Consider the following 18,704-nt stretch of genomic DNA (forward strand, 5'->3'; position numbering starts at 1 on the left):
ACAGCCGACGCTGATCTAACTGACACACCACGATCCAAATGTGGGAGCTGGCTTGTCGGGTCGCCGCATCGCTGCGAAGACGGCCTGACAGTCAACACAGCTGGATTGTGTACATATCCATTGCTGTGGTAACGGCCACTTAGGGGTCCGCTCTGACAGCGGGTCACTTTTGGAAAAGAGCCCCAAAAGTAACCAAAAGGGCTCTTGCCCCACCACTCGGCACCTCGCTTAGGCTCGGTGTGCCCGAACACAGGCTTGAATCCGTGGGCCGCCGCCACGCGCCATCCATGGCGCGGGGCGGCTAACCCGGCGTCCTGCCGGGTTACCCACGAATTCAAGCCTGCGTTCGGCCAGCGTGGTTTAACGGGGCGCCTGAGATCAAGATCAAGAGCAGATCAAGAGCGACTCGCTTCGCATCGTGGTTACCGTCTGCTGTTACAACCTCCGAAGTTGTGTAGATACTATGCTGCGATGGCATCGACTGGGTTTGCCTGATACACCGAGTTGCCTGCATCGCAGGCAAGCCAGCTCCCACAGGAAAGCGGAGAGCATTCAGTGCCCTCGCCACATTGATAGCGAGCTGTTAGCGTTGCCGCCATTGCAGGCTTATGGAAAACGCTACTGATGCACTTTGGAAAATGGTTTCACACCAGCACCCTGCTGGTCGGCTTGAGTTTTGTGCTGGGCGGCTGCGCCAGCGTCTCCCAAACCTCCACCCCGGCAACCCTGGATAAGCTGTTGAGCGACCCGGCGCTGCAAGGCGCCACCGTCTCGCTGATGGTGCGTGATGCCCGCACAGGCACCACGCTGTATCAGCACAACCCACGCACCCGGCTGGTGCCCGCGTCCAACCTCAAGCTGTTGACCACGGCGGCAGCCATGGATGTATTGGGGCCGCAGTACCGCTTCGCCACGCAACTGCTGAGCAATGGCCTACGCCAGGGCGACCGGCTGACTGGCAACCTGTACCTGCGTGGCTTGGGCGACCCGAGTATTCAGTTTGCCGACTATCAGGCGCTCGCCGCGCAATTGGCCAGCCAGGGCGTGCGCCAGGTGCAGGGTGACCTGGTGTTCGACGACACTTGGTTCGATGCCGAGCGGCTGGGCGTCGACTGGTCCCATGATGATGAAACCACCTACTACGGCGCGCAGATTTCAGCGCTGACCGTGGCGCCCAATACCGACTTTGATGCTGGCAGCGTGCTGGTCACCGCCAAGGCGCCGTTGCACGTCGGCTCGCCGGTCGGCGTGGAGATCTACCCGCCCACCGACTACCTGCAACTGAATAACCGCGCCGTCAGCGGGCCGGGTAACAGCTATGGGATCAACCGTCGCCATGGCACCAACCTGCTGCAGCTCAGCGGCGCGGTGGCGCCTGGCCGGCAGAGCCAGCAATTGATCAGCGTGTGGGAGCCGACGCAACTGGTGGCCAACCTGTTTGAGCAAGCCTTGGCGCAGCAGGGCATCAAGGTGCTGGGGCGTCGGGTGATGGGCGGGGCAAGTCCTGCTGGGGTGACGGTGCTGGCCGAGCACCAATCGGCGCCGTTGCAGGAGCTGATCGTGCCGCTGCTCAAGCTCTCGAACAACGCCATGTCCGAAGCCGTGCTCAAGGCCATGGGCCGCCAGACGGCCAGCAGCGGCACGGCGGCGGCGGGCGCCGTGGCGGTGGCCGACTTTCTCAAGCGCGAGGGGCTGGACACCAGCGCTGTGAGCCAAGTGGACGGCTCCGGCCTGTCGCGGCGTAACCTGGTGTCGTCGCAAACCCTCACCGACCTGCTGCTGGCGGCCAGCAAACAACCCTGGTTCGACGCCTGGTACAACGCGCTGCCGGTTGCCGGCAATGCCGACCGTATGACCGGCGGCAGCCTGGGTTACCGCCTGCGCGGCACGGCTGCGGAAAATAACCTGCATGCCAAGACCGGCTCCATGGCCGGCGTGTCGTCATTGAGCGGTTACATCACCGATGCTCACGGGCGCAAGCTGGTGTTCGCGATGTTGACCAACAACTATGTGGTCGCTGGCGCGCAGGTAAAAGCCGTGGAAAACCGCGTCGCCGTGGCCCTGTCCCACAGCGAAGACTGATTCAGGGCTGATAGCCCATGCGCCAACTCACGGCCCGGGTCGCCGCCAGCAAGCGCTGCGCCGCCGGGCCATCTTCATCGGCATGGAACAGTGAAGTCGGGCCGACCACGGTCATCACCGCCGCCACGTGCCCGACCGCATTGAACACCGGCGCTGATAATGCATCCACGCCAGGCATCAGCAGCCCATGTACGAAGTGCAGGCCGCGGCTGCGGATTTGCTCGCACACGTTGGCATAGGCCTGATCGTCCGCCAAGGTGTGGGCGGTGCCGGCTAGAACCTCGCGCTCACGCAACTCCACGGTTTCCCGTGACGGCAGGTACGCGCTGAACACCAGCCCGGTGGACGAGCTGAGCAGCGGTAGTACCGAACCTAACTGCGTCACCACGGTGACGGCACGCACCGCCGGCTCAATGTGCACCACCGTCGCGCCCTGGTTGCCCCACACCGCTAGAAAGCAGGTTTCATTCAATTCATCGCGCAGCTCGGCCAGGGGCAGGGCGCCGACCTTCAATACATCCAGGCTGCCCAGCGCCGCCAACCCCACGCGTAACGCTTCGCGGCCCAGGCCGTAATGGTTGGTGGCGCTGTTCTGTTCGGCAAAACCCGAAGCGATCAGGGCCTGCAAATAGCGGTGCACCTTGCTCGCCGGCATCTGCACATGTTCGGCCAGGCGTGACAACGAGGTGGCCGGCGACAGTTCGGCCAGGGCCTTGAGGATATCGGTGCCGACTTCCGCCGAGCGGACTTTCTGTTTACCGGTGTCGCGGGGCTTTTCCATGGAAGGGCGAGAATCCGAGAGATGAATGGGCGTCTTTATAGCTTGACGGTCGATAGTGATCAAATTACGTTATTCGTAACTGGATTACGATAAATACAACTGACCCTCAGAGGACGATCCATGAACCTCGAATACCTGTCGGGCTTCGGCAACGAATTCGCCAGCGAAGCCTTGCCCGGCGCGCTGCCGGTCGGCCAGAACTCGCCGCAGAAAGCCCCTTACGGGCTCTACACCGAACTGTTTTCCGGCACCGCCTTCACCATGGCCCGCAGCGAAGCCCGTCGCACCTGGCTGTACCGCATTCAGCCGTCGGCCAACCACCCGGCATTCGTCAAGCTTGCGCGGCAATTGGCCGGTGGCCCGTTGGGCGCAGTGACGCCGAACCGCTTGCGCTGGAACCCGTTGGACATCCCGAGTGAGCCGACGGACTTTATCGACGGCCTGGTGGGCATGGTTGCCAATGCGGGTGCGGAAAAACCTTCGGGCATCAGCATCTATAACTACCGCGCCAACCGCTCCATGGAGCGCGTGTTCTTCAATGCCGACGGCGAACTGCTGATCGTCCCCGAACAGGGCCGCCTGCGCATCGCCACCGAGCTGGGTGTGCTGGACGTCGAGCCGCTGGAGATCGTGGTGCTGCCCCGTGGCCTCAAGTTCCGTATCGAACTGCTGGATGCGCAAGCACGCGGTTACGTTGCTGAGAACCATGGCGCCCCGCTGCGTCTGCCGGACCTTGGCCCTATCGGCAGCAACGGCCTGGCCAACCCCCGCGACTTCCTCACGCCAGTTGCCCACTACGAAGACCTGAAAAAGCCCACACCGCTGGTGCAGAAATTCCTCGGTGAGCTGTGGGGCTGCGAGCTGGACCACTCACCGCTCAACGTGGTCGCCTGGCACGGCAATAACGTGCCGTACAAATATGACCTACGCCGTTTCAACACCATCGGCACCGTGAGTTTCGATCACCCGGACCCGTCGATCTTCACGGTCTTGACCTCGCCTACCAGCGTGCACGGCCTGGCCAACCTCGACTTCGTGATTTTCCCGCCACGCTGGATGGTGGCCGAGAACACCTTCCGTCCGCCGTGGTTTCACCGCAATCTGATGAACGAATACATGGGCCTGATCCAGGGCGCCTACGACGCCAAGGCCGAAGGCTTCCTGCCGGGCGGCGCATCGCTGCACAGTTGCATGAGCGCCCACGGCCCGGATGGCGAGACCTGCACCAAAGCCATCAACGCCGACCTGGCGCCGCACAAGATCGACAACACCATGGCGTTCATGTTCGAGACCAGCCAAGTGCTGCGCCCGACCCAGTTCGCCCTGGAATGCCCGCAACTGCAACCTGCTTATGACGCGTGCTGGGCCGCGCTGCCTGCCACCTTCAACCCGAACCGGAGATAACCCATGACTCAACCAACGCAGACCCGCAGCTGGGTATCCTCGGCCAATGGTCACGCGGATTTCCCCTTGCAGAACTTGCCCCTGGGCGTGTTCAGTATCAATGGCTCGGCACCGCGCAGTGGCGTGGCGATTGGCGATGCGATTCTCGACCTGCATGCCGCGCTGGACGAATTTTCCGGCGAAGCCCGGCGCGCTGTCGAAGCTACGGTGGGGGGCCAACTGAACGCCTTTTTCGAACTCGGTCGTGGCCCCCGCGTCGCCCTGCGCGAGCGCCTGCTGGAACTGCTGGCCGAAGGCAGCAAGCTGCAAACCCGCGAAGCGCAAGTGCTGCACCGTGCCGCTGATTGCCAGATGCACCTGCCGGCCAAGATCAATGACTACACCGACTTCTACGTCGGCATCGAGCACGCGCAAAACGTCGGCAAATTGTTCCGCCCCGATAACCCGCTGTTGCCGAACTACAAGTACGTGCCCATTGGCTACCACGGCCGTGCCTCGACCATTCGCCCCTCGGGTACAGAGGTGCGACGCCCTAAAGGCCAGACCCTTCCGGCCGGCCAGACCGAGCCGACCTTTGGCCCATGCGCGCGCCTGGACTATGAGTTGGAGCTGGGCATCTGGATCGGTCAGGGCAATGCCATAGGCGATGCGATTGCCATTGGCGATGCCGCCGAGCATATCGCTGGTTTCTGCCTGCTCAACGACTGGTCGGCGCGGGATATCCAGGCCTGGGAGTACCAGCCGCTGGGGCCGTTCTTGTCGAAAAGCTTTATCACCAGCATCTCGCCGTGGGTCGTCACCGCTGAAGCTTTGGAACCTTTCCGCAAGGCCCAGCCGGCACGTCCAGAGGGTGATCCTCAACCGCTGCCCTACTTGCTGGACAAGCGCGATCAGAACGCGGGCGCCTTTGATATCGAACTGGAAGTGCTGCTCACCACGGCTTCGATGCGTGAACAAAACCTGCCCGCCCATCGCCTGACCCTGAGCAACACCGAGCATATGTACTGGACCGTGGCACAAATGGTGGCGCACCACAGCGTCAACGGCTGCCAGTTGCAGGCCGGTGACCTGTTTGGGTCAGGCACCTTGTCTGGCCCGCAGCCGGGGCAGTTCGGCAGCCTGCTGGAGATTACCGAGGGTGGTAAAAAGCCGATTGAATTGGCTTCCGGTGAGGTGCGTAAATTCCTCGAGGATGGCGACGAAATCATCTTGCGTGCCCGTTGCAGTCGCGAGGGCTTTACCTCCATCGGCTTCGGCGAATGCCGCGGTACCGTGGTCGCGGCGCGCTGAGAGGGCAGGGCCATGGAACTCTATACCTACTACCGTTCCACCGCGTCGTATCGAGTACGTATTGCCCTGGCCCTCAAAGGCCTGGATTTCACCGCGCTGCCGGTCAACCTGCTGGTGCCGGCCGGCGGCGCCAACCGCCAACCTGGCTACCTGGCGATCAACCCCCAAGGGCGCGTGCCGGCGTTGCGTAGCGATGAAGGGGCGTTGTTGATCCAGTCACAGGCGATCATCGAGTACCTGGAAGAGCGTTATCCACAGGCGCCGCTGCTCGCCAAGGATTGGGTCGCCAGGGCTCACGAGCGGGCGGTGGCGTCGATCATCGCCTGTGATATCCACCCGTTGCATAACTCCAGCACCCAGAACTTGCTGCGCAAGTGGGGGCACGACGAGGCGCAATTGCTGGAGTGGATCGGGCATTGGATCAGCCAGGGCCTGGGCGCGGTGGAGCAGTTGATTGGCGACACCGGGTTTTGCTTTGGCGAACAACCGGGCCTGGCCGATGCGTTTCTGATCCCGCAGTTGTACGCGGCCGAGCGTTTCAAGGTGCCCTTGGCGGCATACCCACGCATCGGGCGGGTGGCGGCATTGGCGGCCCAACATCCGGCCTTCATGCAGGCACACCCCGCCAATCAACCTGACACCCCCTGAACCCCCTGTAATGATCGTTCCTACGCTCAGCGTGGGAACGCCTCATGTGGCGCTCTGCGTCACGGCTCTAAAAACGGACGCGGAGCGTCCAGAGCTGTATTCCCACGCAGAGCGTGGGAACAATCATAAAAAAACAGGTACCTTGCGATGCACAATCAGATTGCCAGCTTTCGCGCGGCACTCGACGCCCGTCCGGTGTCGCGCTACCAATGGTTGATTCTCCTGCTGCTGGCACTGCTACTGGTCACCGATGGCTATGACGCCCAGGTGCTGGGCTATGTAGTGCCGGCGCTGGCCCAGGATTGGGGCCTGGAAAAATCCGCGTTCGGGCCCGTGTTCAGCGCCAACCTGCTGGGCCTCACCCTCGGCTCGCTGTTGGTGACGCCGCTGGCGGATCGGTTTGGTGTGCGACGCATTCTGCTGGCGTGCGTGCTGATCTACGCCAGCCTCACGGTATTGATGGTGTTCGCCAATTCCCTGACCACGTTGATGGCGGCGCGGTTTATCTGCGGGATCGGCATGGGCGGTGCGATGCCCAGTGCCATGGCGTTGATGTCGGAGTATTCGCCACCACGCCTGCGCACCTTGATGGTGACGCTGGCCGCCTGTGGCTTTTCGTTCGGCGGCGCGGCGGGTGGCTTTGTGGCGGCCGGGTTTATCGACAGTTTTGGCTGGCAGGCGGTGTTCCTGGCGGGCGGTGTGACGCCGTTGCTGTTGTTCCCGTTTTTGGTATGGCTGTTGCCCGAATCCCTGCCGCGTTTGCTGCGCGATGCACCGCCGTACCTGCGCTTACACAAGGTCACGGCGCGGATGCTGCCCGACTGGCAGCCACCGTCCGCCAGCGAAGCCGAGAACCGCCAGGAGCAGGGCAGCAAGCTGACCGTGGTGGAGCTGTTTCGCAACGGCTATGCACGCCCGACATTGCTGATCTGGGCGACCTTTTTTGTCAGCCTGATCCTGCTGTATTTCATGATCAGTTGGTTGCCGTCGCTATTGCTCGAAAGCGGCCTGGCGTTGAACGCAGCCAACCTGGTCACCTCCATGTTCCTGTTCGCTGGCACCTTGGGCGCGATCCTCATGGCCTGGTTTGCCGACCGCTTGAAGAGCAAAGTGCGGCTGCTGTCCGGCGTGCTGGCGGCGGCAGCGTTGTGCACCATCCTGCTGGGCTTGAACCACGACAACCCACGCTACCTGGTGGCCTGCGTGTTTGCCGCAGGGTTCTGCATCATCGGCGGGCAACTGACCCTCAATGCCTTCGCGAGCAACTTCTACCCGGCGCACGTGCGCGCCACCGGCACGGGCTGGGCGTTGGGGGTGGGGCGGTTCGGGTCGATTCTGGGGCCGCTGTTTGGCAGCTTGTTGCTGGCGATGCATATCCCGGTCGAGCAGATTTTCTTCTTCTGCGCGATTCCGGCGGTGATTGCGGCGTTGTTGATTATTCAAGTGCGGGCGCCGGGAGCTAACACGCTGCATAGCGACGTTCTCAAACCCTCACTGTAGGAGCGAGCTTGCTCGCGAAGCACGTCAACGATAACGCGGGCATCCTGGTTTAACGCGGTGCCCTTGCGTTCTTCGCGAGCAAGCTCGCTCCTACAGTTGGGAGTTGGGTCAGTGCATTACTGAGTTGGGCGGCAGGTGCCCCAGCCGCTCGGTCAGGCGCAGACGCTGGATCGGGTCGTCGCTGAGCATCAACGCGTGTTCCAGGTCAAAGCGTTCGGCGCTCGGGCAGTCCAGGCGTTGATACAGGCTGGCGCGCGCCAGGTAGTCGGAGGCGCTGGCGTTGCCCAGTTCCAGTACGCGCTCGGCGTCCACCAGGGCCGCCAACGGTTCGTCGTTGGCAAGGTAGAGTTGGCGCAGGTTGCGCGACAGCCGTTGCAGGATCGCCCGTGGCTCGGCGGTCAGCAGGTGGTCGGCCTGCAATTTCAGCTTCTCCCCGTATTGGCGCGCCAGCAACTCGCGACAGTCATTAGGGTACAGGCGCCGGCCGCCGCAAGGGTCCAGCAGGTGATCGGCACCCGGTACCCGCAGCAGGAAGTGCCCGGGGAAGTTCACGCCGACCATGGGGATATCCAGGCGCCGTGCCATCTCCAACGCGATCAGGCCCATGGCCAAGGGTTGCCCGCGTTTGCGTTGCAGCACCTTGTCCAACAGCGCGGCGGCGGGGCGCAACGGCGTATGGTCATCCTGGGCAAACCCCAGGTCATTCATGCGTCGCAGCAGCGGCTGGCCGAGTTCATCCGCCGGTAGCAGGGGCATGCCCAGGCTGACCTGTTGTTGCAGTGCACCAAGGTCCTGCAGGATCAACGCAGGTTGCACGCTGGTGTCATGCTCGGCAGCAATCCACAGCGCGGCTTCGAACAGCGCGGGGGGTGAACGGTCCAGGCAGGCGAAAAAAGCTGTGCGGGGGTTCATCGAGTTCTCCGGCGTATGCCCCCGTTTTAGCCTTGCTGCGAATTTTCGTCCAGCATCTTGAGAGATATCCCACGCGCTTATGTCGTAGATCCCACGAAAACGCGCGGCTTATTCCAGCGCAATCCAGCAGTTTTCTGCCGCAAGCCTATACTTGGCCCACTACCAGAAGTGATTCGGGAGCTCATTGATGTTTGCGCTCATGCACAGCACCCGCCTTGAATCGCTGCACCTGAGCGTTGATCCGGTGACCGGCTTGAAGGCGATCATCGCCATCCACAACAGTCGCCTGGGCCCAGCGTTGGGTGGCTGTCGTTACCTGGCCTACCCTAATGATGAAACCGCCGTGGCCGATGCTGCGCGCCTGGCGCAAGGCATGAGCTACAAAGCCGCACTGGCCGGGCTGCCGGTGGGCGGCGGCACGGCGGTGATCATCCGCCCCGTACACGTGGAAAGCCGTGCGGCGCTGTTCGAGGCGTTTGGCCGTTGTGTGGAAAAACTCGACGGCCGCTTCATCACCTCGATCGACAGCGGCACCTCGGTCGCCGACATGGACTGCATCGCCCAGAACACCCGCTTTGTCACCAGCACCACCGCCGCCGGCGACCCTGCGCCCCATGCCGCCATGGGAGTGTTCGCCGGTATCCGCACCACCGCCATGGCGCGCTTGGGCAGCGACAACCTCGAGGGCCTGCGCGTCGCGGTCCAGGGCCTGGGCAATGTCGGTTACGCCCTGGCCGAACAACTGCATGCCGCCGGTGCCGAACTGCTGGTCAGCGACATCGACCACGGCAAGGTGCAACTGGCCATGGAGCAACTGGGCGCCCACCCGATTGCCAACGACGCCTTGCTCAGCACGCCCTGCGACATCCTCGCACCGTGCGGCGTCGGCGCCGTATTCAACCGTAACAGTGTCGGCCAGTTGCGTTGCGCCGCCGTGGCGGGTTCGGCCAGCGCACAACTGACCAACCTGGACATCGCCGACCAATTGGAAGGCCGCGGCATCCTCTACGCACCGGACTATGTGATCAACTCTGGCGGGCTGATCTACGTCGCCCTCAAACACGCCGGCACCGACCTGCCCGGCATCACCGCGCACCTGTCGAACATCGGCAGCCGCCTGACCGAAATCTTCGCCCACGCCCAAGCCGAAAAACGCTCCCCCGCACGGGTGGCCGATGAGCTAGCCGAACGCCTGCTGTACAAATAGGCCAGGCATTAAAAAGGCCCTGAATCCATGATTCAGGGCCTGTTCAATTCGGGCTTTACTCCGCCGCCGGGTTCAGCAACTCGGACAATGCGTCCGGTTGGCTCTTGAACGCCTTGGCAAACACATCGCGGTTCTTCGCCATGTAGATCCCGGCTTCTTCCACCTGCTGCTCGCTCAACGACGGCACGGCTTTTTGCAACACCTCTGCCAGCAACTCAGCGAGTTCAAGCATCTTGTCATGACGGTCAGCTTCGGCTTTATCCATGAACAAACGCTCCAGATCTCGGCTGCTGCGGTATACCACTTCGACGGCCATTCACCACCTCACATGCCTTCACGATAGTTGTCTTTTGCGACTACTGTATTTATATACAGCTAAAAGGATAAGCCAAACGTCGGGGTTTGGATAGTAGGTTTTTAATGTAGTTGGGAAATTGGGGGCTGAACCGGAAATTTCGCACAGCACGCTGAGGTTCTCGATCGTTCCCACGCTCTGCGGGGGAATGCATCCCGTGACGCTCCGCGTCACCCACGAGCAGGTCTGAGGGACGCGGAGCGTCCCAGGCGGCGTTCCCACGCGGAGCGTGGGAACGATCGGGGGGAATTAAGTGCCTCGTATCATACGGCCACCATCTTATTCTCCAGCCCTGGCCTTTTTTCTGCATGCAGAACAACCGTCACGTCCACCCCGCATTATCCGGTCGAGCCGACCTAAGGAAGCATCATCGTGAAAATCAACTGGGCCGAAAGGCTGCGTCAGCAAGTACATGGGCTGGCCGAGTCGCTGGGTAATCTGTTTGTCGAGTCGTTCCATTACCTGGCGCTGTTCGCCATTGGTGCGGTGACCGCCTGGGCGGCGGTGATGGAATTCCTGGGGATGCTGGAGAACGGGCACATCAAGATCGATGACATCTTGCTGCTGTTCATCTACCTGGAATTGGGTGCCATGGTCGGGATTTACTTCAAGACCAACCACATGCCGGTGCGCTTCCTGATCTACGTGGCGATCACTGCGCTCACGCGTTTGCTGATCTCCAACGTGTCGCACCACAACCCGCCGGACGTGGGCATCATCTACCTGTGCGGCGGCATTTTGCTGTTGGCATTCGCGATCCTGGTAGTGCGCTACGCGTCGTCGGCCTTCCCTTCGGTGAAGGTCGAAAGCCCGCGTCGCAAGGGCGAGGCGAGCCTGGAGACAGAGAAGGGCGAGCTTTAAAGCCCCACGCTGAAGGGCAGGGTACGGGCGGGCGGGCGCTGCAGGAGTTTGTGGCTGTCGCCGTCCGTCATCAGCTCCAGGATTTGCACGGCGCTGTGGCCCTGTTCGATGGCGATGCCGAACTGGATGCTTTGCACCAGGCGTTTGAGGCGTTGCGGGTCGTTGCGCTGTTCGGCGCTGATCATGCGCTTTGCCACTACGCCGGTCTCGTTCGAGAGGGTGAGCATGATGCTGCCGTCCAGCCGTTGGATGCTCAGGTTGACGCGGTATTGGGGGCTGAACGTGTCGGTGATGATCTGAAAAGGATTGTCCATGGTGCGTTACCGCCTGATAAGAACATGCAGTCATTGACGGCCGGTGTCGGGATTAGTTCGCATTGCCTGACCACTGGCCAAATTCCGTTTTCCTCGAAAGTTCTACAGCAAGGGCCGTGCCGTACAGCGATTTACCCGGCACAGAAATCCAAATGTGGGAGCGGGCTTGCTCGCGAATACGGTGTATCAGCCAACAAATACTTGGCTGAAGGACCGCATTCGCGAGCAAGCCCGCTCCCACATTTTTTGTGCTGCTTTTGGAGATCAGTGAGCTAATTCAGGGCATCACGGAAAAAACGATCGCAGACAGCGCAATCAGCCCGATGACCACCACAAACACATTCGATGCCTGGCCTGAATACTGGCGCAAAGATGGCACTCGGCGGATGGCGTACATTGGCATCAGGAACAGCAGGCACGCGATGATCGGCCCGCCCATGGTTTCGATCATGCCCAGGATGCTCGGGTTGAAGGTGGCCACGGCCCAGCAGGTCAGTACCATGAACAACGCGGTGCAGCGTTCCAGCCATTTCGCCGACATCGAACGGTTGCGCCCACGCAGGGATTTGACGATCAGGCCCTGGAAGCCTTCGCTGGCGCCGATGTAGTGGCCCAGGAAGGATTTGGTGATCGCCACCAGCGCGATCAACGGCGCGGCGTAGGCAATCACCGGCGTCTGGAAGTGGTTGGCCAGGTACGACAGGATCGAGATGTTCTGCGCCTTGGCCGCGGCCAGGTCAGCCGGTGACAGCGCCAGCACGCAGCTGAAGCAGAAGAACATCACCGTCAGCACCATCATGCCGTGGGCGGTGGCCAGGATGCCGCTGCTTTTGCGCTCGGCCTGGGCGCCGTAGACGCGCTTCTGGTCCACGGCAAAGGCGGAGATGATCGGCGAATGGTTGAACGAGAACACCATCACCGGGATGGCCAGCCACAATGTCTTGAAGAACAGCGGCAACGGCATGCCTTCGCTGGCGGAGGCGAAGAACGCGCCATTCCAGTTGGGAATCAGGCTGAATGCCAGCAGCAGCAAGGCGGCCACGAAGGGGTACACCAGCACGCTCATGGCCTTGACGATTACGCCCTGGCCGCAACGCACGATGGCCATCAGGCCGAGGATCAGCACCAGCGACAGAATCGCCCGGGGTGGCGGCGCCATGTGCAATTGGTGCTCCATGAAACTGCCCAGGGTGTTGGTCAGCGCCACGCTGTACACCAGCAGAATCGGGAAGATCGCAAAGAAATACAGCAGGGTGATCAGCTTGCCGGCGCCGACACCAAAGTGTTCCTCGACCACTTCGGTGATGTCGCCGGATTTGCCCGACAGCACGAAGCGCGTCAACCCACGGTGGGCGAAGAAGGTCATCGGAAACGCCAGCAGCGCCAGCACGATCAGCGGCCAGAAACCGCCGACACCGGCGTTGATCGGCAGGAACAGGGTGCCCGCGCCGATGGCGGTGCCGTAGAGGCCGAGCATCCAGGTGGTGTCGTGTTTGGTCCAGCCGGTGGTTACTGTGCTTTCTCTGACATCGGGATTTTCGGCAGCAGGTGTACGTACATCAGTCATCGGTATTGCCTCGTTATTATTTTTGCGCGGGCTCACGTTGGGGCGGGTAGCAGTGCTCCGATCAGCACTCCACCCAGCTGACCGCCAGGCCGCCCCGTGAAGTTTCTTTGTATTTGTCATGCATATCGGCGCCGGTATCGCGCATGGTGCGGATGACCCGGTCGAGGGAGATGAAGTGTTTGCCGTCGCCGCGCAGGGCCATCTGCGTGGCGTTGATCGCCTTGACCGCCGCAATGGCATTGCGCTCGATGCACGGCACCTGCACCAGGCCACCGACCGGGTCGCAGGTCAGGCCGAGGTTGTGTTCCAGGCCGATTTCGGCGGCGTTTTCCAATTGCTCCGGGGTGGCACCGAGGATATCGGCCAGGCCGGCAGCAGCCATGGCGCAGGCCGAACCCACTTCGCCCTGGCAGCCGACTTCGGCGCCGGAAATGGAGGCGTTTTTCTTGCAGAGGATGCCGACGGCGGCGGCGGCCAGGAAGAAATTGACCACGTCGTCGTCAGACGCGTCGGCGTTGAACTTCATGTAGTAGTGCAGCACGGCGGGGATGATACCGGCCGCGCCATTGGTCGGCGCGGTGACCATGCGCCCGCCGGCGGCGTTTTCTTCGTTGACGGCGAGGGCGAACAGGTTGACCCATTCCATCGCCGACAAGGTCGAGGTGATCACGTTGGGCTTGCCGATTTCCAACAGGCTGCGGTGCAATTTCGCGGCGCGACGCGGCACATCCAGGCCGCCGGGCAGGATGCCTTCATCGCGCAGGCCCTGTTCCACGCATTCGCGCATCACCGACCAGATATGCAGCAGGCCGCTGCGGATCTCTTCGTCGCTGCGCCACGCCCGCTCATTGGCCATCATCAGCTCGGATACCCGCAGGCCGTGCTTGTTGCACAAGGCCAGCAGTTCTACAGCGCTGGAAAAGTCATAGGGCAATTGCACATCGCTGCTGGGCGCAACGCCTGATGCGGCTTCGGCGGCTTCGATGATGAAACCACCGCCCACCGAGTAATAGGTTTGTTCGCTCAGCAGCCCGCTGTCGCCATAGGCGTGCAGGGACATGGCGTTGGGGTGATAGGGCAGGCTTTCGTCCAGCAGCAACAGATCGGTGTGCCAGTTGAAAGCGATTGCCTGGGAGCCTGCCAACATCAATTGGCCGGACTCGCGCAATTGCTGGATACGCGCATTGATCGAGGTGGGGTCGACGCGGTCTGGCCATTCGCCCATCAGGCCCATGACACAGGCGCGGTCGGTGGCATGGCCGACGCCGGTAGCGGACAGCGAGCCATACAGGCGTACTTCGACGCGACGGGTTTGGCTGAGCACATGCTGGTCGGTCAGGGCTTGGGCGAACGTCGCGGCAGCGCGCATCGGGCCGACAGTATGGGAGCTGGAAGGGCCGATGCCCACCTTGAATAGATCGAAAACACTGATAGCCATGCTAAAGCCTTACAAGCAATGGAGTAGAAATCGCTGCCATGTTTTGTAGAGCAGGCGGAATTGGCGCGATACTGAGCCTATGGCTCGGCACTGACCAACGAATTATCCTAAGACACCCTTTAGCAGGACTAAACGCTATGACTCGCCCCCTCCACGGCCAGACCTATGTCTGGTTGCATGTGTTTTCCTGCGCCGCACGGCATCTGTCGTTCACCCGCTGCGCCGAAGAACTGCACATCACGCCGGGAGCGGTGAGCCAGCAAATTCGCCAACTGGAGGAGCGCCTGGGCTTTCGGCTGTTTCATCGGCGCGCGCGGGGGGTAGAACTCAGCGCCGAGGGGCAGCGCCTGGCGGCCGTGGTGGGTGAGGCCTACGGCAGCATTGATGCCGAATTGCAGCGCCTGGACGCCGGGATGATCAGCGGCACCTTGCGCCTGCGTTCGATCCCCTCGTTTCTTGGCAAGTGGCTGACCCCGCGTCTACCGCGCTTTCAGCAGCGTTTTCCGGATATTCAACTGCGCATGGTCGCCGAAGACAGCAGCATCGCCCTGCATGAAGGCGACTTCGACTTGGCCATCGACCTCAACGACGGCAGCTACCCAGGGTTGTTATCCACAGCCCTGTTGGATGAACAGATATTCCCGGTGTGCGCCCCCAGCCTGTTGCGTGGCCGCCCGCCTTTGCATGGCCCGGCGGACCTGGCGCATTTCCCGCTGCTGCACGACATCACCGCCTGGCGTGGGAGTTATGAATATGCCGAGTGGGAGTTTTACCTCAATGCCATCGGCTATCACGGTGCCGACGTACGGCGCGGGCACACCTTCAACCGCAACCACCTGACCATCGAAGCCGCCATCGCCGGCATGGGCGTGGCGATTGCCCGGCGCACCTTGCTGAACGATGAACTGGAGCGCGGCACCTTGATCGTGCCGTTCGGCCTGGCGGTGCCCAACCATAAACGCTACGTGCTGCTGTATGCGCCGGGCGCGTTGAACCATCCGGGCGTGCGTGCGGTGCATGATTGGCTGGTGGAGGAAGCAGGGATTTTTCGCGGATTGCACCCGTTGGGAGAGGGGCAATTGTGAGTTTCGCAGGGCGTAAGAAGATGTAACTAACTCCCCACCCTAACAGCGTTTTTGCTCGTCGTCAGGGTTAATTTGTAATGTAGGATTTATCTTTGCAAAGGACTTGAATTGTTTCAGCAGGTGCTCAATTGTGTAATCAAGAGGTCATGGTTTCACCACCCCGGTGTTGCAGTTTGTGACCTCTGGCGAGCTAGCTGAAATAAGGGAAGAACTATGCAAATCCAAGTCAATAGCGATAACCATATTGAAAGCAGCATCCGACTGGAGGAGTGGGTACGTACTACCATTGAGAGCACGCTCGAACGCTACGAAGAAGACCTGACCCGTGTGGAGGTCTACCTGCGGGACGAGAACGGTGACAAGCCCGGTCCCCACGACCTGAGTTGCCGTCTGGAAGCACGGCCAAAGGGCCATCAACCAGTTTCCGTGTGCCATAAAGCCGATACCCTGGAACAGGCGATCGATGGCGCCGCAGTCAAGCTCGACCACGCACTGGAACATCTGTTTGGCAAACTGCAAGGCAAGCCGCGCGCTGCCGGTAAAAACCAGCCAATCAACAAAGTGAATGAAGACGCGTTGGAAGAGGAATTCCTGGAAAACGAGAACGCTGCCATTAACGGCTGATTGTTTTTTCATTCCCCCACTGAAAACGGGCCTGCACATGCAGGCCCGTTTTTCGTTCAGCGCTCGCGCCGGAAGAAATACCGGCTCAGCATCGCCAGCCCGCAGGCGCCCAACCCCGCAAACAGCATGGCCCAGCCGGCGCCGCTGCGCAGCGCTGTTTGCGCATCCTGAATGGTCAGCCCCGGCGCATCCAACTTGCCGGCGGCAATATGCTGGCTGAGGTTTGCCCACTCCAGTGCCGTGCTGTGAGGCAGCACGTGGGCCAGGTTGTGGCTGATCCCCAACAACAGCACAAGGCCCATCAGCGCGATATTGAGCGCGAGGGTGATCAGCCGTGCGCTGAAGTCGATGCCCGAGGCCATGCCCGCGCGGTCAGCCGAGACTGAGCCGGTGGTGGTGTTGGTGGTCGGCGAATTGGTCAGCGCCAGCCCGATACCGGCGATCACGCAACTGAGCAGCACCAGCGCCGTGCTGGGTTGTTGGGCGTAATTAACGGCGGCCATCCCCATGAACCCTGCGCCCATTGTCCCCAGGCCCAGGGGAATGATGCGTTCGGCGCCAAAACGCAGGGCCAGGCGTTCGGCCAGCGGCGGCACCAGCAAAGTGGGCAAGGTGTACGCGAGCAATGCGGCGCCGGTGGTCACGGTGTCGTAACCCAGGCCCGCTTGGAAGTACAACGGCAGGTAAATCATGAACGGCCAGAAGCTGAAGTTCATGCCGATCGAGCCCATCAACGCGCCATTGAAGCGTTGGATGCGGAACACCGAGAAGTCGAACATTGGGTGGGCACTGCGCCGCTCAATCCAGATAAACAGCAGCAGCCCGAAGACCGACAGGCCGGCCCAGCCGAGCATCGCCGGGGTACCAAAGCCGATTTCGCTGCCCTGGGTGATGAAATAGACCAGCGCAAACACCGTGAGTGTCATGGTCAGCATGCCGGCGATGTCGAGGCGATGGCTGGCCGGGTCGCGGGATTCCTGCACGCTGATGTGCAACAACGCCAAGGTGAACAGGGTCAGCGGTACGTGCACTAGGAACACCCAGCGCCAGTCCGCCACGGCCAGGATCAAGGCCCCCACCATCGGCCCGAAACCCAGACCCACGCCAGCGATCACGCCCCATATCGCGAAGGCCCGCGCACGCGTCGCGGGTTCGCGGAATTGGTGGGACAAGATCGCGAACTGGCAAATCATCATTGCTCCGGCGCCGATACCTTGAACAAACCGCGCCATGATCAGCGTGGCGGCGCTGTCGGCCAGCCCACAGGCCAATGAAGCTAGCCCGAACAGCCATAGGCACACCACCAATACGCGCCGACGACCAAAGCGATCCGCCAAGGTGCCCGCCGCCATGAGTACGCTGGTACAGGCCAGGGTGTAGGCATTCATGATCCATTGGGCGTCTTGAAAGCCCGTGCCCAGTTGTTGTTCGAGCGTGGGCAGGATGACCGGCACGCTGGAGATTTCCAGGCCGAACATCAGGGCCACCAGGCAGACGGCTGTGAGGGCCAGGCCGTTCCTGGCGGTACGCGGGGGCGTGAGGGCTGAGAGTGCGGCGGCGCGGGGCATACGACATTCCTTTCGAGAGCGGGAGGGGCTATTCTCTCGGGAACAAGGTTCTTTATTGGCGACAACTTTTCCATCGATAAGGGAACAAAGGGCGACAATTAAGCATGGCTACTCCTCGTTTTGATGGTGTTGAACTCTTTCTGCAGGTTGTCGAAAGCGGCAACCTCACCGAAGCCGCCGAACGCCTGAACCTCACCCGCTCGGCGGTAGGCAAGGGCCTGGCGCGCCTGGAAGCGCGCTTGGGCACGTGCCTGTTACAGCGTTCCACCCGGCGCCAGCGGTTGACCGAGGACGGGCAGGCGTACTACGAGCATTGCCTGCGCGCATTGGCAGAGTTGGAGGCGGCCGAGTCGGTGCTGGAAAGCGGCCGTCAGCAACCCCGCGGGCGTTTGCGAGTGAGCGTACCCCTGGCGTTTGGTCATCACTATGCCGCGCCAGCGTTGTGGGCCCTGATGGACAGCTATCCGGAACTGGAAATCGACCTTTGTTTTTCCGACCGCATGATCGACTTGGTGCAGGAAGGCTTCGATATCGCTGTGCGCATCGGCCCGTTGCCCGACACCGACCGCCTGAGTGCAAGGCGCCTGGGGCAGCAGGTCATGGGGCTGGCGGCGTCACCGGCGTATTTGCAGCGCAAGGGCGCCATTGAAAGTATCGAAGACCTGGCCGCTCATCGTGGTATCGCCTACCGCAGCAACACCGCGCAGCGCTCGCGCCTGGTCTCTCCCCTGATCCTGGACGACCTCCAGGCCGTAGCCGATGCCGCCATCGCGGGCGTGGGCCTGGCCTGGTTGCCGAGTTGGTTGATTGCCCATTACGCACTGCGCGGGCAGTTGCAGGCCGTGCTGCCCAGCTATCGTGAGCAACCTGCACCGATCCATGTGATCTGGCCGACGGCGGCGCATATGCCGGCCAAGACGCGGTGTGCCATTGACGCGTTGGTGGCCGCCACCCCCAGTTGCCTGGCGGGCAGTTAGATCCTGAACACACTGAAAATCATCTGTAGGAGCGAGCTTGCTCGCGAAAAACGTCAACGATAACGCGTGTTTGCTGAATGAACGCGGCGCC

At 61.8% G+C, this 18,704-nt stretch carries 17 protein-coding genes; 10 read left to right on the forward strand and 7 right to left on the reverse strand.

Annotation, left to right across the window (positions count from 1 at the left end):
* Positions 1–624: 624 nt before the first annotated feature.
* On the forward strand, positions 625–2,082 hold the full coding sequence (gene dacB / locus E1K68_RS05980) for a D-alanyl-D-alanine carboxypeptidase/D-alanyl-D-alanine-endopeptidase (protein ID WP_212613869.1): 1,458 nt from the start codon (positions 625–627) through the stop codon (positions 2,080–2,082).
* 1 nt (position 2,083) lies between these two features.
* Here dacB and E1K68_RS05985 read toward each other — a convergent pair whose 3' ends face one another.
* Positions 2,084–2,863, reverse strand: coding sequence for an IclR family transcriptional regulator (locus tag E1K68_RS05985; RefSeq protein ID WP_003188795.1), 780 nt, complete (start codon positions 2,861–2,863; stop codon positions 2,084–2,086).
* Positions 2,864–2,983: 120 nt separating this feature from the next.
* On the opposite strand from E1K68_RS05985, the gene hmgA reads away from it, so the two are divergent.
* From hmgA to E1K68_RS06005, 4 genes are all read left to right on the forward strand, one after another.
* On the forward strand, positions 2,984–4,267 hold the full coding sequence (hmgA, locus tag E1K68_RS05990) for a homogentisate 1,2-dioxygenase (RefSeq protein ID WP_003188797.1): 1,284 nt from the start codon (positions 2,984–2,986) through the stop codon (positions 4,265–4,267).
* Positions 4,268–4,270: 3 nt separating this feature from the next.
* Entirely contained in the window at positions 4,271–5,557 is a 1,287-nt protein-coding gene (gene fahA / locus E1K68_RS05995) for a fumarylacetoacetase (protein ID WP_034134803.1), read from the forward strand.
* A 12-nt stretch (positions 5,558–5,569) separates the two neighbouring features.
* Positions 5,570–6,205, forward strand: a complete 636-nt coding sequence (gene maiA, locus E1K68_RS06000) for a maleylacetoacetate isomerase (RefSeq protein ID WP_003188801.1) — start codon at positions 5,570–5,572, stop codon at positions 6,203–6,205.
* 147 nt (positions 6,206–6,352) lie between these two features.
* On the forward strand, positions 6,353–7,705 hold the full coding sequence (locus E1K68_RS06005; protein WP_212613870.1) for an aromatic acid/H+ symport family MFS transporter: 1,353 nt from the start codon (positions 6,353–6,355) through the stop codon (positions 7,703–7,705).
* A gap of 108 nt (positions 7,706–7,813) precedes the next feature.
* Here the strand turns inward: E1K68_RS06005 and E1K68_RS06010 are convergent, their stop codons facing one another.
* Positions 7,814–8,617 carry a transglutaminase family protein gene (locus tag E1K68_RS06010; protein WP_003188805.1) on the reverse strand — a complete coding sequence of 268 codons (804 nt, stop codon included), beginning with the start codon at positions 8,615–8,617 and terminating at the stop codon, positions 7,814–7,816.
* Between the two features lie 187 nt (positions 8,618–8,804).
* Between E1K68_RS06010 and E1K68_RS06015 the strand changes: the two genes are divergently transcribed.
* Positions 8,805–9,824: a Glu/Leu/Phe/Val dehydrogenase dimerization domain-containing protein gene (locus E1K68_RS06015; protein ID WP_034128675.1), complete on the forward strand. Its 1,020-nt coding sequence runs from the start codon at positions 8,805–8,807 to the stop codon at positions 9,822–9,824.
* 55 nt (positions 9,825–9,879) lie between these two features.
* Here E1K68_RS06015 and E1K68_RS06020 read toward each other — a convergent pair whose 3' ends face one another.
* Positions 9,880–10,140, reverse strand: coding sequence for a YebG family protein (locus E1K68_RS06020; protein WP_003188807.1), 261 nt, complete (start codon positions 10,138–10,140; stop codon positions 9,880–9,882).
* A 411-nt stretch (positions 10,141–10,551) separates the two neighbouring features.
* Here E1K68_RS06020 and E1K68_RS06025 point away from each other — a divergent pair, with 411 nt between their 5' ends.
* Positions 10,552–11,040 carry a phosphate-starvation-inducible PsiE family protein gene (locus E1K68_RS06025; protein ID WP_003188808.1) on the forward strand — a complete coding sequence of 163 codons (489 nt, stop codon included), beginning with the start codon at positions 10,552–10,554 and terminating at the stop codon, positions 11,038–11,040.
* On the opposite strand, the gene E1K68_RS06030 is transcribed toward E1K68_RS06025, so the two are convergent.
* The 3 genes from E1K68_RS06030 to E1K68_RS06040 all read right to left on the reverse strand — a co-directional run bounded on the left by E1K68_RS06030 (position 11,037) and on the right by E1K68_RS06040 (position 14,359).
* Positions 11,037–11,354: a DUF3509 domain-containing protein gene (locus tag E1K68_RS06030; RefSeq protein ID WP_032893434.1), complete on the reverse strand. Its 318-nt coding sequence runs from the start codon at positions 11,352–11,354 to the stop codon at positions 11,037–11,039. The two genes, E1K68_RS06025 and E1K68_RS06030, sit on opposite strands and share 4 nt — an antisense overlap.
* A 277-nt stretch (positions 11,355–11,631) precedes the next feature.
* Entirely contained in the window at positions 11,632–12,921 is a 1,290-nt protein-coding gene (locus tag E1K68_RS06035) for a serine/threonine transporter (protein ID WP_003188811.1), read from the reverse strand.
* A 61-nt stretch (positions 12,922–12,982) separates the two neighbouring features.
* Positions 12,983–14,359 carry an L-serine ammonia-lyase gene (locus E1K68_RS06040; protein ID WP_034134805.1) on the reverse strand — a complete coding sequence of 459 codons (1,377 nt, stop codon included), beginning with the start codon at positions 14,357–14,359 and terminating at the stop codon, positions 12,983–12,985.
* 137 nt (positions 14,360–14,496) lie between these two features.
* On the opposite strand from E1K68_RS06040, the gene E1K68_RS06045 reads away from it, so the two are divergent.
* Positions 14,497–15,444 carry a LysR substrate-binding domain-containing protein gene (locus E1K68_RS06045; protein ID WP_032893426.1) on the forward strand — a complete coding sequence of 316 codons (948 nt, stop codon included), beginning with the start codon at positions 14,497–14,499 and terminating at the stop codon, positions 15,442–15,444.
* A gap of 213 nt (positions 15,445–15,657) precedes the next feature.
* Positions 15,658–16,068: an HPF/RaiA family ribosome-associated protein gene (locus E1K68_RS06050; RefSeq protein ID WP_003188815.1), complete on the forward strand. Its 411-nt coding sequence runs from the start codon at positions 15,658–15,660 to the stop codon at positions 16,066–16,068.
* A gap of 56 nt (positions 16,069–16,124) precedes the next feature.
* Here the strand turns inward: E1K68_RS06050 and E1K68_RS06055 are convergent, their stop codons facing one another.
* Positions 16,125–17,636 carry an MFS transporter gene (locus E1K68_RS06055; RefSeq protein WP_212613871.1) on the reverse strand — a complete coding sequence of 504 codons (1,512 nt, stop codon included), beginning with the start codon at positions 17,634–17,636 and terminating at the stop codon, positions 16,125–16,127.
* A 104-nt stretch (positions 17,637–17,740) separates the two neighbouring features.
* On the opposite strand from E1K68_RS06055, the gene E1K68_RS06060 reads away from it, so the two are divergent.
* Positions 17,741–18,613 carry a LysR family transcriptional regulator gene (locus E1K68_RS06060; RefSeq protein ID WP_034134807.1) on the forward strand — a complete coding sequence of 291 codons (873 nt, stop codon included), beginning with the start codon at positions 17,741–17,743 and terminating at the stop codon, positions 18,611–18,613.
* Positions 18,614–18,704: the final 91 nt, after the last annotated feature.

The sequence above is a fragment of the Pseudomonas sp. B2021 genome (assembly GCF_018135665.1).
GTDB lineage: Bacteria > Pseudomonadota > Gammaproteobacteria > Pseudomonadales > Pseudomonadaceae > Aquipseudomonas > Aquipseudomonas lactis.